The organism is Actinopolyspora sabaoui (assembly GCF_051225635.1).
GTDB lineage: Bacteria > Actinomycetota > Actinomycetes > Mycobacteriales > Pseudonocardiaceae > Actinopolyspora.
On the sequence record NZ_JBMIHH010000003.1, the window covers coordinates 256,292 to 270,745 of the forward strand.

The 14,454-nt window shown below is 67.8% G+C and carries 15 protein-coding genes; 7 read left to right on the forward strand and 8 right to left on the reverse strand.

The genetic code is table 11. The features are described from left to right. Nucleotides 1-45: 45 nt before the first annotated feature. Nucleotides 46-1,359, reverse strand: coding sequence for a histidinol dehydrogenase (hisD, locus tag ACOQFL_RS06280; RefSeq protein WP_435543138.1), 1,314 nt, complete (start codon nucleotides 1,357-1,359; stop codon nucleotides 46-48). A gap of 264 nt (nucleotides 1,360-1,623) precedes the next feature. On the opposite strand from hisD, the gene ACOQFL_RS06285 reads away from it, so the two are divergent. After that, a complete protein-coding gene (locus ACOQFL_RS06285) occupies nucleotides 1,624-2,880 on the forward strand; it encodes a M14 family metallopeptidase (RefSeq protein WP_435543139.1) in 1,257 nt (418 codons plus the stop codon). A gap of 46 nt (nucleotides 2,881-2,926) precedes the next feature. Here ACOQFL_RS06285 and ACOQFL_RS06290 read toward each other — a convergent pair whose 3' ends face one another. The 6 genes from ACOQFL_RS06290 to ACOQFL_RS06315 all read right to left on the reverse strand — a co-directional run bounded on the left by ACOQFL_RS06290 (nucleotide 2,927) and on the right by ACOQFL_RS06315 (nucleotide 8,336). After that, a complete protein-coding gene (locus ACOQFL_RS06290; protein WP_165400588.1) occupies nucleotides 2,927-3,079 on the reverse strand; it encodes a hypothetical protein in 153 nt (50 codons plus the stop codon). A gap of 95 nt (nucleotides 3,080-3,174) precedes the next feature. After that, nucleotides 3,175-3,816 carry an ABC transporter ATP-binding protein gene (locus tag ACOQFL_RS06295; protein ID WP_435543363.1) on the reverse strand — a complete coding sequence of 214 codons (642 nt, stop codon included), beginning with the start codon at nucleotides 3,814-3,816 and terminating at the stop codon, nucleotides 3,175-3,177. Further along, a complete protein-coding gene (locus ACOQFL_RS06300) occupies nucleotides 3,810-4,754 on the reverse strand; it encodes an ABC transporter ATP-binding protein (RefSeq protein ID WP_435543364.1) in 945 nt (314 codons plus the stop codon). Before ACOQFL_RS06300 ends, ACOQFL_RS06295 begins: the two co-directional genes overlap by 7 nt. A gap of 69 nt (nucleotides 4,755-4,823) precedes the next feature. Further along, nucleotides 4,824-5,747 (reverse strand): ABC transporter permease, encoded by a 924-nt coding sequence (locus ACOQFL_RS06305; protein ID WP_435543140.1) that lies wholly within the window; start codon nucleotides 5,745-5,747, stop codon nucleotides 4,824-4,826. Further along, nucleotides 5,740-6,732, reverse strand: a complete 993-nt coding sequence (locus tag ACOQFL_RS06310) for an ABC transporter permease (RefSeq protein WP_435543365.1) — start codon at nucleotides 6,730-6,732, stop codon at nucleotides 5,740-5,742. Before ACOQFL_RS06310 ends, ACOQFL_RS06305 begins: the two co-directional genes overlap by 8 nt. A gap of 14 nt (nucleotides 6,733-6,746) precedes the next feature. After that, on the reverse strand, nucleotides 6,747-8,336 hold the full coding sequence (locus ACOQFL_RS06315) for an ABC transporter substrate-binding protein (RefSeq protein WP_435543141.1): 1,590 nt from the start codon (nucleotides 8,334-8,336) through the stop codon (nucleotides 6,747-6,749). 132 nt (nucleotides 8,337-8,468) lie between these two features. On the opposite strand from ACOQFL_RS06315, the gene ACOQFL_RS06320 reads away from it, so the two are divergent. From ACOQFL_RS06320 to ACOQFL_RS06330, 3 genes are all read left to right on the forward strand, one after another. Continuing rightward, nucleotides 8,469-9,260, forward strand: coding sequence for a carbon-nitrogen hydrolase family protein (locus tag ACOQFL_RS06320; protein WP_435543142.1), 792 nt, complete (start codon nucleotides 8,469-8,471; stop codon nucleotides 9,258-9,260). 191 nt (nucleotides 9,261-9,451) lie between these two features. Next, a complete protein-coding gene (locus tag ACOQFL_RS06325; RefSeq protein ID WP_435543143.1) occupies nucleotides 9,452-9,799 on the forward strand; it encodes a VOC family protein in 348 nt (115 codons plus the stop codon). A gap of 465 nt (nucleotides 9,800-10,264) precedes the next feature. Beyond that, on the forward strand, nucleotides 10,265-10,405 hold the full coding sequence (locus ACOQFL_RS06330; RefSeq protein WP_435543366.1) for an Imm1 family immunity protein: 141 nt from the start codon (nucleotides 10,265-10,267) through the stop codon (nucleotides 10,403-10,405). 72 nt (nucleotides 10,406-10,477) lie between these two features. Here ACOQFL_RS06330 and ACOQFL_RS06335 read toward each other — a convergent pair whose 3' ends face one another. Then, a complete protein-coding gene (locus ACOQFL_RS06335; RefSeq protein WP_435543144.1) occupies nucleotides 10,478-11,497 on the reverse strand; it encodes an Lrp/AsnC family transcriptional regulator in 1,020 nt (339 codons plus the stop codon). Nucleotides 11,498-11,659: 162 nt separating this feature from the next. On the opposite strand from ACOQFL_RS06335, the gene ACOQFL_RS06340 reads away from it, so the two are divergent. From ACOQFL_RS06340 to ACOQFL_RS06350, 3 genes are all read left to right on the forward strand, one after another. After that, nucleotides 11,660-12,358, forward strand: a complete 699-nt coding sequence (locus tag ACOQFL_RS06340; RefSeq protein WP_435543145.1) for a DUF5058 family protein — start codon at nucleotides 11,660-11,662, stop codon at nucleotides 12,356-12,358. Between the two features lie 78 nt (nucleotides 12,359-12,436). Next, the gene (locus ACOQFL_RS06345; RefSeq protein ID WP_435543146.1) at nucleotides 12,437-13,159 is read left to right on the forward strand and encodes a hypothetical protein; all 723 of its coding nucleotides are present in this window, start codon (nucleotides 12,437-12,439) and stop codon (nucleotides 13,157-13,159) included. Then, entirely contained in the window at nucleotides 13,156-14,430 is a 1,275-nt protein-coding gene (locus ACOQFL_RS06350) for an amidohydrolase (RefSeq protein WP_435543147.1), read from the forward strand. Before ACOQFL_RS06345 ends, ACOQFL_RS06350 begins: the two co-directional genes overlap by 4 nt. The last annotated feature ends 24 nt before the right edge of the window (nucleotides 14,431-14,454 follow it).

Here is a 14,454-nt window from a genome sequence, read left to right on the forward strand (position 1 = left end):
TTGTTCGGCAGGAGGGGTGTCCGAACGCCGGTTTCGTCGACCGGCTCATTCGAACCGTGCTGTCACGGCTTCACCGTGCGCGGGGAGGTCCTCGGCATCGGCCAGCGCGACCACCTGCTCGGTGACCTCGCGCAGCGCCCGCTCGCTGTAGTCGACCACGTGAATGCCGCGCAGGAAGCTCTGCACGCTCAGCCCGGAGGAATGCCGGGCACAACCACCGGTGGGCAGCACGTGGTTCGAGCCCGCGCAGTAGTCGCCGAGCGATACCGGCGCGTAGGGACCGACGAAGATGGCGCCCGCGTTGCGGACCCCGGCAGCCACCCGGGAGGCCTCGGCGGTCTGGATCTCCAGGTGCTCAGCGGCGTAGGCGTCGACGACCCGGATCCCGTCGGGGATCGAGGAGGTCAGCACACAGCCGGACTGCTCCCCGGTCAAGGCGGTGCGGATCCGTTCGGTGTGTTTGGTGGCGGGAACGCGTTCCGCCAACCGTTGGTCGACCGCGTCGGCGAGTTCCTCGGAGGTGGTCACCAACACGCTGGCGGCCAGCGTGTCGTGTTCGGCCTGACTGATCAGATCGGTGGCGACGTGTACCGGATCTGCCGTTTCGTCGGCCAGTACGGCGATCTCGGTCGGCCCGGCCTCGGCATCGATGCCGATGATGTTCCGCAACTGCCGCTTCGCCGCTGTGACGTAGACGTTGCCCGGCCCGGTGACCATGTCCACCGGAAGCAGTTCCCGCCCGTCGGTGTCGGAACCGCCGTAGGCGAGCAGCCCCACCGCCTGGGCGCCACCGACGGCCCACACCTCGTCGACGCCGAGCAACGCGGCGGCGGCGAGGATGGTCGGATGCGGCCTGCCGTCGAACTCCGGCTGGGGCGGTGAGCACACCACCAGCGACTCCACGCCCGCCGCCTGCGCCGGAACCACGTTCATCACGACACTGGAGGGATACACCGCCAGGCCACCCGGGGCGTAGAGCCCGACTCTGGAGACCGGCACCCAGCGTTCGGTCACCGTGCCGCCGTCGGCGACCTCGGTGGTGACGTCGGTACGCCGCTGCTCGGCGTGCACCTTCCTGGCGCGACGCACGGACTCCTCGAGCGCGGTGCGGATCGAGGAGTCCAATCCCTCCAGAGCCGCACGCAGCTCCGTGTCGGGGACCCGTACCCGCTCGGGACGCACGGAGTCGAACCGCTCGGTGTGGTCCAGGGCCGCGGCGGCACCGCGCTCGGCGATGTCGTCGAGCAGCGGCCGCACGGCGGGCAGCGCGTGTTCCACGTCCATACCGGCACGTGGCAGCCGGCTGCGTAGCTCACCGACGGACGGTTCCCGACCGCGCAGGTCGATACGGCTGAGCATGGGACTTCCCTCCGCGAAACGTTGCTGGGAACCAGGGTATCCGTCGTCCTGACCGGCTCCGTCGGCAGCTCCGCTTCACTCGACACGCCTGGACGGGCCACCCCGGACGAACGAGCCGTGCCGCACCGGGCGGGCAGGCAAGCCATATCGGCAAGGTCTCCTAACACGAAAAACGGTCCCACTCTCATACGTGGGCATGTTGTGACGAAGGGTAATCGCGGTGAACCTCGGTGAAGCACCGATTCCGTGATCGATCGGAGGAACATGCGCACGCTACGACGACGGACCACCGTGGCGTTGTCGGTCACCGCTCTCCTGCTGTCGCTGCCTGCCACCCAGTCGGCGTTCGCACGGGGAAGCGATCATGCCGAGGAAGATCCCCACAGGGCTGTCTACCGGGTCCCGAACACCGACACCGCTTCTCGCACAGCTGTCAATCGCACCGGTGCGCTGGTGCTTTCGGTAACCGGGAAGACCGCCTTCGTAGAAGCCACCCCGGCGCAGGCCGAACGGCTGCGTGCTCGGGGGCTGACCCCGCGACGTCTACCCGCCACGACCGATGCCCCCGCTCCCGCAGAGGCCTTGCCCGCGGATTTCCCTCCCGAGGACAGCGGCTACCACACCTACTCCGAAACGATTTCGGAGATCGAGGAAGCGGCGGCCCAACACTCGGAAATCGTCGACAGCACGAGCGCGGGCCGTTCGGCGCGGGGCAGGGACATCCCGGTGGTCAAGATCAGTGACAACGCCGGGACGGACGAGAACGAACCGGAAGTGCTGTTCACCTGCAACCAGCACGCCAGAGAACACCTCACGACCGAGATGTGCCTGCGTATCCTGCGGCGTTATACCGACAACCACGGCTCCGACCCCGAAATCACGAACGCGGTCGACAGCCGGGAGATCTGGATCATCCCGATGGTCAACCCGGACGGCGCGACCTACGACGTGTCGGGGGACGGCTATCGGGCCTGGCGCCGCAACCGGGAGAGCGTTCCGGTGGACCTGAACCGCAACTGGGGCTACAAGTGGGGCTGCTGCGGCGGGTCCAGCGGGAACCCGAGTCAACCGACCTACCGCGGCCCGGCACCCTTCTCCGCACCGGAAACCACCGCGATAAAAGACTTCGTCGAATCACGCGAGTCGGAAGGGCGGCAACGGATAACCGCGCACATCGACTTCCACAGCTTCTCGGAACTGGTGCTGTGGCCGTACGGCTACACCACCGCGGACACGGCACCGGGCATGACGCGAGAGCAGTACCGCCGGTTCGCCGAGTTGGGCAACGCGATGGCGCGCAGCAACGGCTACACACCGATGCAGTCGAGTGACCTCTACGTCACCGACGGCAGCGTGAACGATTGGATGTGGGCCGAACACGGCATCCTCTCGTTCACGTTCGAGATGTATCCGGGCAGCGGAGGAATCGACGGTTTCTATCCACCGGACGAAGTCATCGAGCGGGAAACCGCTCGCAACGACGAAGCGGTGGCGATGCTGCTGAACGAAGCTGGTGGCTGACCGAGTCGCGGGTGGGGCGTCGCGCGCGACGCCCCACCTCGAACGCTCAGAGGAGCAGCAGCACCGCGGCCCCCAGCACGATCCCGAGCACCACGACCACTCCGGCAGTGATCAGCAGCCAGCGCAGCTGCGGGTGTTCGTCACGGATCTCGGTTTTGGCTCGTTCACGCCATTGCATGAACGTGGTCTGTTCACTCATCAGTGCTCTCCACAACCAATCGAGCGCCTACGGCCACCACGACACGTGATGACCGTGCACCGGACAACCACCTCACCCTGCCACACTCCCCCGCCCTACCACCGGATGACGTCGTTACCGGCCCAGGCACGCAGCAGCGACTCGTCGTGGCTGATGGCCAGCACACCGAGTCCCTCTTCCGTCACGCGCTGGGTCACGACGCGGACGAGCCCGGCCGTGGTGGAGGCGTCCAGCATCCCGGTCATCTCGTCGCAGATCAGGTAACGAGGACGCGGGGCCAGCGCACGTGCCAGGCAGGCCCGCTGCAACTGGCCGTCGCTGACCTCGTGCGGCATCCTGCCGAGCAGCTCCGCGTCGAGACCGGTCACCTCGGCCAACTCCGCCACTTCGGACCGAAGCTGCCGCACACCACGGACCCGCAGCGGTTCCGAGACGATTTCGCGCAGCGTCATACGCGGGTCCACAGCGGGGCGGGGCTGCTGGAAAACGATCCCCACCGAGGTGCGCGACTCCCTGGGAACCGAGTAGCGGGCGCCCCGGATCTCACGGCCGTCCAGCTCGACAGTGCCCGACCAGGGACGCTGCAGCAGGGCCAGCACCCTGGCCAGCGTGGATTTGCCGCAACCGCTCGGTCCGGCAAGGCCGCGAACCACTCCTCGGGGAACGGTCAGATCCACTCCGTCGAGCACGGCACGACCGCGGGCATACCCCGCGGCCACTCCTCTGGCGCTCAGCACGGCGGATGCGCCGCGACGGACCTGCACCCGTACTCGACGAGGCCCGGCTCGCCGTTGCACGGCGCCACACCGGGTGTTTCGGGGCAACGCAGGCAGAACACGCACCCCCACTCGCGTTCGAGCTCGGCCAACTCGGTCAGTGCCGGTGGATGACCGGGGACGGGCTGAAACCCTCCCTCCGGCAGGGCCGCCAGCAGCCGTTTCGTATAGGGGTGCCAGGGCTCGCCGAACACTTCGGCCGCGGGTCCGCTCTCCACCACCCGGCTGGCGTACATCACCGCCACGTGGGTGGCCACCCGTGCGGCGGCGTCCAGGTCATGAGTGATCAACAACACTCCTCTTTCGCGATCGGCGAGTTCGCCGAGCAGATCCGTGACACGATCGACCAACGCTCGGTCCAGTCCCGTGGTGGGCTCGTCCGCGATGACAACCGGAGGTTCGGCCACCAGGGCCGAGGCCACCGCGACACGTTGTGCCATGCCCCCGGACAGCTCGTGCGGATAGTGATCGAGGTCGGCAGGCTCCAACCCGACCCGGCGGGCCAGCGCGTCCACCTCGGCACGGTCGGCACGCCCACGCAGCTCACGGAACGACTCGGAGAGTTGGGCACGTGCGGTGCGCACTGGGGTGAGGTGGGTCGCGGCGGACTGGGGGACGAGACCGACTCGCCTGCCGCGAACGCCGCGCGCGAGCACGCTCTCGGACGCCGCGAGCAACTCGACGTCCTCGTCCGTTGCGGAACTCAGCAGGGCACGACCACGTGACCACGCGTTGGCGGGCAGCAACCCGAGCAGTGCGGAGGCGAGTACGGACTTGCCGCAGCCGGACTCGCCAACCAGCGCCAGTACCTGGCCGGGAAACAGCCGCAGCCTGGCGTCGGTGACGGCGTGCACGGACTCAAAACCACGGCTTCGCCCCAGTTCGAAACGCACCGACATGTCGTCCAACCAGAGCAGTGGCGACTGCTGCACCGATGATCACTCCATCCGGCTCGGTTCGCGGGGCGTTCAAAGCGTCAGTTCGGAACGTCGAGTGGGAATCGTCCGGTCCCGCCAGGCGGCGGCGATCCCGGACACCGAGAGCGTGGTGGCCACGAGCAGCCCGGCCGGAAACGCCACGATCCACCAGGCACCGAGCAGGACCCCCTCTCTCCCGTCGGAGAGAATGTTGCCGATGCTGGCCAGGTGCGGGGGCAATCCCAGACCGAGGAAGCTCAGCGCGGTCTCGTGGAACACCGCGTGCGGCACGAGCAGCACCGCGGACAATGCCGCTTGAGGCACGATCGCGGGCAGCAGGTGTTTGCGCAGCACCCACCATCGACCGGCACCGGCCGAGACGGCCGCGTCCACATAGGGCCGGTTACGAAGTCCGAGCACCTCGGAACGCACCACACGCGCGACAGTGGCCCAGTGGGTCAGGCCGATGGACAGCACCACCGCGAGCACCGTTCCCTGGTAGAGCGCGACGATCACGATGCCCAGCAACAGGTGCGGTACGGCGTTGACCGCGTCCACCACACGCATCAGCAGCCGGTCCGCCCATCCTCCCGACGCACCGGAGAGCGCACCCACCGCGGTGCCGAGCACTGTGGACACCACTGTGCTGACCGCCGCCACGAGCAGTGACACTCGCAGTCCCGCCAGTGAGCGCACGAACAGATCGCGTCCCGAGGTGTCCGTGCCGAACGGATGTCCCGGACTCGGTGGTAGTCGTATGGCCTGGTAGTCCACGGTGCCGGGTGCCGCGGACAGGGCGGGAACCAACAACGCGGCCAGGGTGAGCACGCACAGCACGGTTATCGCCGTAACGAGCCGGAGCCGTGCGCGCACGGCTCCGGCCGCACCCCGGACGGCCCCGGCACGGACACGAGTGGCGCTGCGCCAGGGACGGGGTCGACCCGCGGTGGCACTGTCGGGTTCGAGCTCAACCATCAGCGGAGACTCTCGGGTCGAGTAGTACGGCTGCCACGTCGGCCAAGAGGGAACCGAGCAGCACGGCGGCCGTGGCGAGCAGGGTCAGGATCGCCAGCAGCGGATAGTCCGCTGCTCTCGCCGCGGTGACGACGGCGGAGGCCACGCCCGGCCAGGAGAAGACCTCCTCCACCAGCACGGCGCCGGTCACGAGTTCGGGGATACGGGCACCGATCAGTGTCACGAACGGCAACAGCGCGGTGGGCAACGCGTGCCGCGCGACCACGACGCGTTCGCGGAGACCCCTGGCTCGGGCACCGGTGACGTGATCCTCGGTGAACGCTGTCAGCAACGACTGTCGTACGTGCAGTACGAGCCAGGGGCTCTGCGATATTCCCAGTACCGCGGCGGGTAGTACCAGGTGCTCGATCACCTGCGCCGGGCCGAGCGAACTGCCCGCGTCGGTGAGACCGGCCACCGGCAGCCACCCGAGGCCGAGCGAGAACAGGGCGATGGCCAGCAGCGCGACCACGAAGGGCGGAATCCCCTCCAGCGCGTGACCGACCGCCGTGATCAGCCGGTCCGTCCAGCCACCCTGCCGCCAAGCGGCCACGGTTCCGATCACCAGCGAGAACACCACGGCGAGAGCCAGACCGCAGCACGCGAGCAGCAGCGTCCACGGCAGACGCCTCGCCAGCACGTCCGCGACAGGTGCGCGCATCGAGCGGGACATGCCGAGGTCACCGGACAGGATTCCGCTCAACCAGTCCCAGAACCGCACGAGCACCGGGCGGTCGAGATCGAGCTGTTCTCGTACCCTGGCCACGTCCGCGGCCGAAGCGTCGAAGATCTGCACCCCGTAGTACTGGTGGATCGGATCGAACGGCGATGCCGCGGCGAGCAGGAACACCGCGAGGGAGACCACCAGCAGCACGGGTACCGCCAGCACGAGCCGACGCACGACGAGTCCGGCGACCGCGCGGGGTCGCGCCCGGCCCGCGGGCACTCTCGAGCGTGTTCTCACTTCTTCGGCGTCCAGTCCTCGACGTTCCACCACGGACCCCAGGTGGTGCCGTGCGTATGCGGTTCCACGACGGGTTCGTAACCCTCCCAAACCCCGGTGCGGACGACGTAGCTGTGCTGGATGAACGCCAGATAAACCAGGCCGGGGTCCGCGACGTAGGCACGCTGCGCCGCTTTGTAGTGCCTGGCACGCTCGGCCGGTTCGACGGTGCTCCTGCCGGCGTCCAGTGCCGAGTCCACCCGCTCGTTGCGGTACTTGGCAGGGTTCCGGTACGTACCGGTACCGATCATCGAGGAGTGCAGACCGGAATACATCTGCAGGTCAGGATCCAGCGGGCTGCCGCCACCGAGCACTATCGCGTCGGTACCGATTCGTTCGGCGGCTTCGGCGCGGTCCACTCCGGCCAGTTCGACCCGCACTCCCACCTTCCGGGCGTCCGAGGCGAACGCCTGGGCGAACTTCTTGCGGAGGGTGTCGTCGGCGAAGTACATCACGGTGAAACTCGCCCGTGTGCCTTCCTTGGCGCGAATCCCGTCCGAACCGGTCCGCCAGCCCGCCTCGTCCAGGATTCGGCGGGCACGCCCCTGGTCGAACTCCAACTTCGCCTCGGGCTCGTGGAACCGCCCCATGGACTCCGGAATGGGAGTGTACGCGGGTTCGCCGTGACCGCCGAGCAGACTGTCCACCATCTCGGATCGGTTCGCCGCCAGGTTGAGCGCCATTCGCACCGCGGGATCCCCCGTGACGGGTTGGTCGGCAGGCAGCGTGATGGCCCGGTAGTCGGCGGTGTCGTGATGCACGGTGCGGTAGGAACCGTTGCCCACCCGCTCGGCCAGCAGCGGGGGCAGCACGGTGCCGTCGAACTCCCCTGCCTGCACGCGCTGCGCCCTGGTGTTGTCGTCGGTGGCGAAAACGACGGTGATCTCGGAGATCCGCGGCGTACCTCCCCAGTAGTTCTCGTTGGCACGCCAGACCATTCGCTCACCACGCCGCCACTCCGCGAGCCGATAGGGGCCGGTGCCGACCGGCTGCGTATTGATCGGGGACTCGTCCTGTGGCACGGCTTCGGCCAACGCGGACTCGGGCAGGATGCCCATGACCATACGGGCGGGCCAGGCCGCGTAGGGGATGCTGAGCCGGAACCGCACGGTGTGCTCGTCCACGGCTTCCACGTCCTCGAGCATCGACAACCCGGAACTGATCGTGGCCGCGTAGGCGGGATCGACGGCGGCGCGGTAGGTCGCCACCACGTCGCGTGCGCGAAAAGGACTGCCGTCGTGGAACCTCACGTCGCGGCGCAGCCGCACGGTCCAGGTGCGTGCGCCGTCCGTGGGGCTGGGCTGTTCCTTCGCCAGCGCCGGATGCAGTTGCCCGTTGCCGTCGAAGGCGAGCAAACCGTCGTAGAACTTGGCCGCACCCGATCGCGCGTAGCCGAGCAGCGGATTGAGGCTGTCAGGCTCGTAACCGTCGGCGAGCAGCATGGATCGGGGATCGCCACCGTCGGTTCCCCGGGGAGCCGAGCAGGACGTTCCCGCCACGGCGAAGGCGGCCAGGGAAGAGGTGATCAGTGTACGCCGGTTCAGCACGGGGTAACCCTAGAAACTGCTGCAAGAGAATGGCAATAGGATGAGACGTTGCCTACTCGCGCGCACTCGTCGCTCTCGGGCGGAGCATGGGAGGATGACGAGTGTAGCCCGGCCACTACGGGAGGAGCCCAAGTGCGCGTCGCGCTGTGCCAGATCGCGTCCACACCGGACCTGGACGCCAACCTGGAGCTCGTGGCGGGAGGAGTGCGTCGTGCCGCCGAGGCCGGTGCGGAACTCGCGATCTTCCCGGAAGCCACCATGGCCTGCTTCGGGGTCCAGCTGGCACCGCTGGCCGAACCGCTGGACGGCGCGTGGGCCGGGGAGGTCGGCAGACTGGCCAGTGACGCGGGCATCACCGTGACCGCGGGAATGTTCACCCCCACCGAGGACGGCCGCGTGACCAACACGATGTTGGTGACCGGACCGGGTATGCGGGCACGTTACGACAAGATCCACCTCTACGACGCGTTCGGCTTCACCGAGTCGCGCAACGTGGCCGAGGGAGACCAACCGCTGACGATGCGGCTTCCCAGCGCCACCGTGGGTTTTACGACCTGCTACGACATTCGTTTCCCCGGATTGTTCACCACACTGGCGGAGCGGGGCGCCTCGGTGATGGTGACGGCGGCCTCGTGGGGTGCGGGAAGCGGCAAGCGCGACCAGTGGGAACTGCTGGCGCGGGCCAGGGCGCTGGACTCCACCTCCTGGGTACTGGCCTGTGGGCAGGCGGATCCACGCAGCATCGGTCGCGAACCGTCGGCCAAGGCTCCCACCGGTATCGGCTACAGCACCGTGGTCACCCCCTACGGGGTGATACACGATCAGCTCGATGCCGAACCCGACGTGCTGATCACAGACATCGCTCCGGAACGCGCCGAACAGGCCCGGGAGGAAATTCCGGTGCTCGCCAACCGGAAGTTCTGATCCACCGCCCCGGCGGGGCCCGTTCGGAGCGGCGCTCCGGTGCTGGAGATCCGGCGTGGGCTCCAGTAGTGGGGCTTACCTGTCCCGGACGTGTGCGTTCGTCACGGTTCGTGCCGCGCTCGATGTGCGGTGTCGCACCTGCGCGGAGAATCGGGGACGCCTGTGTTTTCTCGTTCGAACAGGAGTCACCGATGTCCATCCGCCGAGCCATGCCCGACATCCGGTCGGAAGCCATGGACGAGAGCCGAGAGTTCTACGCTCTGATGGGGTTCGAGGAGGTAATGAACCTCGGCTGGGTCATGACGGTGGCTTCCCCGGGCAACCCCACGGCCCAGGTCACCTTCATGACCCACGACGAGACGGCCCCGGTAGTACCGGACATGAGCGTCGAGGTGGAAGATGTCGACGCCGTCCACGCGCGGATGGTGGAGAACCGTGCGGAGATCGTGCACCCGCTGCGCAACGAGGAGTGGGGAGCGCGCCGGTTCTTCGTTCGTGACCCGAACGGCCGGGTGACCAACGTGGTCAGCCACAAGTAAGGACTGGTCTCACTGTCACTGCGGGCCACCGAAGCAAAAACAGCGCCCCCGGTCCATCTTCACCATGAAGTGTCCCCGGGGGCGCCGCACTGTTCACCGGGATTCACTCGAACCGATCGGCCTTCACCGCGTCGATGAACGCGGTGAAGGTCTCGGGGCTCGTGCTCAGGACAGGGGAGAGCTGCTCCAGCTTGCTGTCCCCGACGAGGGCAACAGACGAGAAGTTCCGGCGACCGCGCCAGGTACGCGCACACGCCCGACGAGACAGCAGAGCTGATCGAAACCATCCTCACCGATCCGCCGTTGCCGATCTGCGAGATTCACGTTTGGGACCGCCCGTATCGCTCGATAGGCGACGAGGACGGCCCCGCGTTTCCCGAGGACGGCCGGTTGCGTATCGCTTGCCCTTCCAAAACCAACCGTGGGCGGCGTTGAACTACGTCAACCGAGGAGACTCCGGCGCTGCTGTTCGCCCCCGAAGGCGACCTGTGGTTCCCCGCCGCTGCCTCGCTACCCCTCGATCGAGCCCGCCAGGCCATCGCCGAGTACGGCCGCACCGGAACACGCACCGAGTGCGTGCGGTGGCAGCCCGGGTACTGGTACTGAGACACGGTTGTTACGCGAACGGGATCCCGCTCCACGAAGTAAGCGGGTGACTCGGTTGTATCCCGAGCAGCGTCACGGCCCGATCTCCTGGTCCCGCGCTCCGAACAACGGGACGAAGCCGGTCCGACGACCGGCCACGTCGATGACGTGACCGAGCCGCTTGGCGAAGCTCGGTGTGATCCAGCGATCGAGCACGCGGGTGCCGGAGAACTTGGTGGCCAACAGCATCTCGAAGCGGTCCAGGTCCTCCAGCCGGTGCAGCCAGATCTGGGCCACCAGGTTCGCCTCGCTGCCGACCGTCACGCACAGCCGGATCTCCGGAAGTCGCGCTATGTCCGCGGCGACGGTGCGTAGGTCCTGTTGCGGCACGTCGAGCCACAGCGTCGCCGCCACCTGCCAGCCCGCGATGTTGTGCGCCACCTCGCAGCGTACGGCGGCGAACGCGGAATCCATCACCCGAGCGATCCGGCGCCCAGCGGTGCTCACCGAGCATCCGAGCCGCTCGGCGACCGTCGAGGCCGACAGCCGCGCGTTCGGCCCGAGTATCCGGAGCACTTCGAGATCCTGGCCGCTCGGGCGTGTGGCCCGCTCCGCGGTGGGCTCCGAAGCCAGCTGCCGCTGCTGCTCCGGTGAGAGCGCGTTCAACCGCCAGCTGGAGCCGTCCCGGAAGATCGCCCGGAAGTAATGGGTGCGGGTGGCCCGCACCCCGGGGATCGGTGCGATCGACTCGGATACCTCGGTGTCGATGGCGACGATGCTCGGCGCGATCATGGTCAGCATCAGATCGCGTCTGCCCGACGTGGCGTCGATGTTCCACACCGAGGACTTGCGCACCAGTCGTTCGGTGACGCCCTGCCGCTGCCCCGGAAGGCACTCCACCTCGACGTAGGCCCCCGCCTCCCAGTCGTGCCAGCTCCAGTCCTTCGTGCTCGAGGGGTAACAGCTGAACCAGGCCAGACCACGTCGGCTCAGCCGGTCCCATCGACGGGCCAGCGTGGTGGGGTCCACCTCGAGCACGCCTCCGAGGTGTGCCCAGCTGGCTCTGGGCCGTAACTGCAGCGCGTGCACCAAAGCCAGATCGGTCTCGTCCATGTTGGCGGAATCCTGCACGGCAGCGAGTCAAATCGAAATTTCCCGCGATCACAAGGGTTGGTCCGACGTCTCCTACATGCTTCCGGGAACCACCAGGCAGTGCCTCCGGCGGAACTCCGCTCCGCCGGACGGCCCAACCGACGGCTGACGAAAGGTGTGCGGATGCGTACTCCGAACATCGCGTACTCGCCGGTGTTGTGGCTGGCCGTGATCGGGATCTTCCTCGTGATCACGGTTCAGTCGCTGGCATACCTGCGTGCCGCGTCGAACGCGGCGAAAGCGAACGACATCCCGCGCGAAACCCTCGTCCGCGCCTTCCGCACGGGTGCCGTCTCGGCCTTCGGACCCTCGCTGGCGGTGGTTTTCGTGGCGATCGGTCTGCTCACGATGTTCGGCACCCCGGCGGTGCTCACCCGGGTCGGACTGATCGGCTCGGTGATGTTCGAGACACTGGCCGCCCAGACCGCCGCCGACTCGATCGGAATCGAACTCGGCGGGGCGGGCTACGACAACTCCGCCTTCGCACTGGTCTTCTTCACGATGAGTGTGGGCGGAGCCGCGTGGATGATCAGCGCACTGATCTTCACTCCACTGCTGCGCCGCACCGACCGGAAGGTTCGCAGCCTGAACCCGTCGGTGATGGCCATCGTTCCGGGCGCGGCGATGATCGCCGCCTTCTGCTATCTCGGCCTGAACGAGTCGATGAAATCCGGGGTCCACCTGATCACCTTCGTGACCGGGGCGGTGGTGATGCTGGTGTTGCAGCTGGTCGCGGCCCGCACCGGAAAGCAGTGGATCAGGGAATGGTCACTGGGCATCTCGATGGCCGGGGCGCTGCTCGGCGCCGGAACAGCGATCTGACGTCGGTCGACCAAGGCAGCCCGCTCGACCAAGGCGAGGAACCACTGTCGAACTCGCCCTTCGGAAAGGAGCACGGACATGTCGACCAGGCTTTCGGCCGGTCCGATGGAGACCTTCCATCGGAGCACCTCGCGGTGGGGACAGGCCACACTGCTGGCGGGACTCGTGATTTCGCTGAGCGGCCCGCTGTACCTGATGTTCGGCCTGGGGTACTGGCCCGGTGCGGAAACGGTGTCGCGGACCTGGTTGGCCATCGCCGCCGTGTTCGGCGTGCTGTGGATCGCGGAACCGATCACCTACTACCCGATGCTCGGCTCGGCCGCCACGTACCAGGCGTTCATGATCGGCAACGTCTCCAACAAACTCCTGCCCTCCGCGCTGTCCGCCCAGAACGCCGTGGGGGCCAAGCAGGGCACCGCCAAGGCGGAGATCACGACCGTGACAGCCATCGTCGGTGCGGTTTCGGTGCACCTGGTCTCGCTGCTGGTGTTCGTCGGAGTGCTCGGCACCTGGATCATGTCGGTGATCCCCGAAGCGGTGCGGGACGTTTTCGGCTACGTGGTTCCCGCGATCTTCGGCCCCATGCTGATCCAGGCCGTGATGAGCGCGGGCCAGCGGCGCACGATCCCGATCGCGCTGTGTTGCGGAGCGGTGGGAGTTTTCGTCCTCGTTCCGCTGGTCCCGTCCACCTCCGTGTACGCCATGGCCGTGTGCACGCTGGCGGCCGTGGTGCTGTCGGTGCTGCTGCGTGACAGGGCGGGCTCCAGGAACAACACCGAAGAAACCGAGGGGAAAGCTTGAACGATACAGCTACCGCCACACGACGCAGTGCCGAGAAGGTACTGGCCGGTCTAGGTGAACTGCACCCCGAACTGCACCGGATCTACCGGACGCTGCACGCGGCTCCCGAACTGTCGATGCAGGAGCACGGGACGGCACGGTTGATCGAGGAGCACCTGGAGCGGCTCGGCATTCCGACGTTCCGCTGCGCGGGCACCGGTGTCGTGGGGGTTCTCGAGAACGGCCCGGGGCCGGTGGTGGCCTTCCGCGCCGACACCGACGCGCTGCCGGTCGCCGAGCAGACCGGGTTGGACTACGCCTCGACGGCGACAGGCACCCTGCCCGACGGCACCGAGACAGCCGTCATGCACGCCTGCGGGCACGACACGCACACCGCGGCGCTGCTGACGAGCGCGACACTGCTCGCGCACGCGCGGGAGAGCTGGGCGGGCACGGTGGTGCTGATCTTCCAGCCCGGCGAGGAGACCGCGGCGGGAGCCGCGGGCATGATCGCCGACGGTCTGTGGCAGCGGGCACCGCGCCCGGAGGTGCTGCTCGGCCAGCACGTGGGGCCGGGAGCAGCAGGCTCGATACGGTACCGCCCGGGCATTTCCGCCTCGATCGCCGACTCCTGGCAGGTGACCGCTTACGGGCGTGGGTCGCACGGTTCGCAACCGCACGCCGCGATCGACCCGATCGTGCAGGTCGCTCACACCATCACCCGGATCCAGAGCATCACGTCCCGCGAGGTGGATCCGCTCGACTCCGCGGTGGTCACCATCGGCAGGGTGGCGGGAGGCACGAAGGAGAACGTGATTCCGGACTCGGCGATGTTCACACTCAACGTGCGTACGCTGGACCAGACACAGCGCGAAAGGGTGCTCGCCGCGCTGCGGCGCGTCGTCAGTGCCGAGGCGGCGGCCTCGGGCGCCCCGGAACCGGAGATCACCGAACTGTCGACGTTCCCCGCTCTGGTCAACGACGAGACAGTCACCCATCGCGCGATGAGCTCGCTGCGCGAGTTCCCGGACGGCGGCGACGTCGAACCGGGTCAACTGCTCATGGGCAGCGAGGACTTCGGACTGCTCGGCGATGCCATCGACGTGCCGTACTGCTACTGGTTCATCGGCGGCAACGATCCCGAGCGGCAGGAACGGGCCGAGGCGGCCGGCACCACCACCGACCTGCCCGCCAATCACTCCCCGCTGTTCGCGCCGGTGATGGAACCGACACTGTCCAGGATGGTGGAAGCCGCCGTGGTCGGTATGCTCACGTTCCTGCGGACGGCGTGAGACGAGGGATCCGATGGGCCGGGT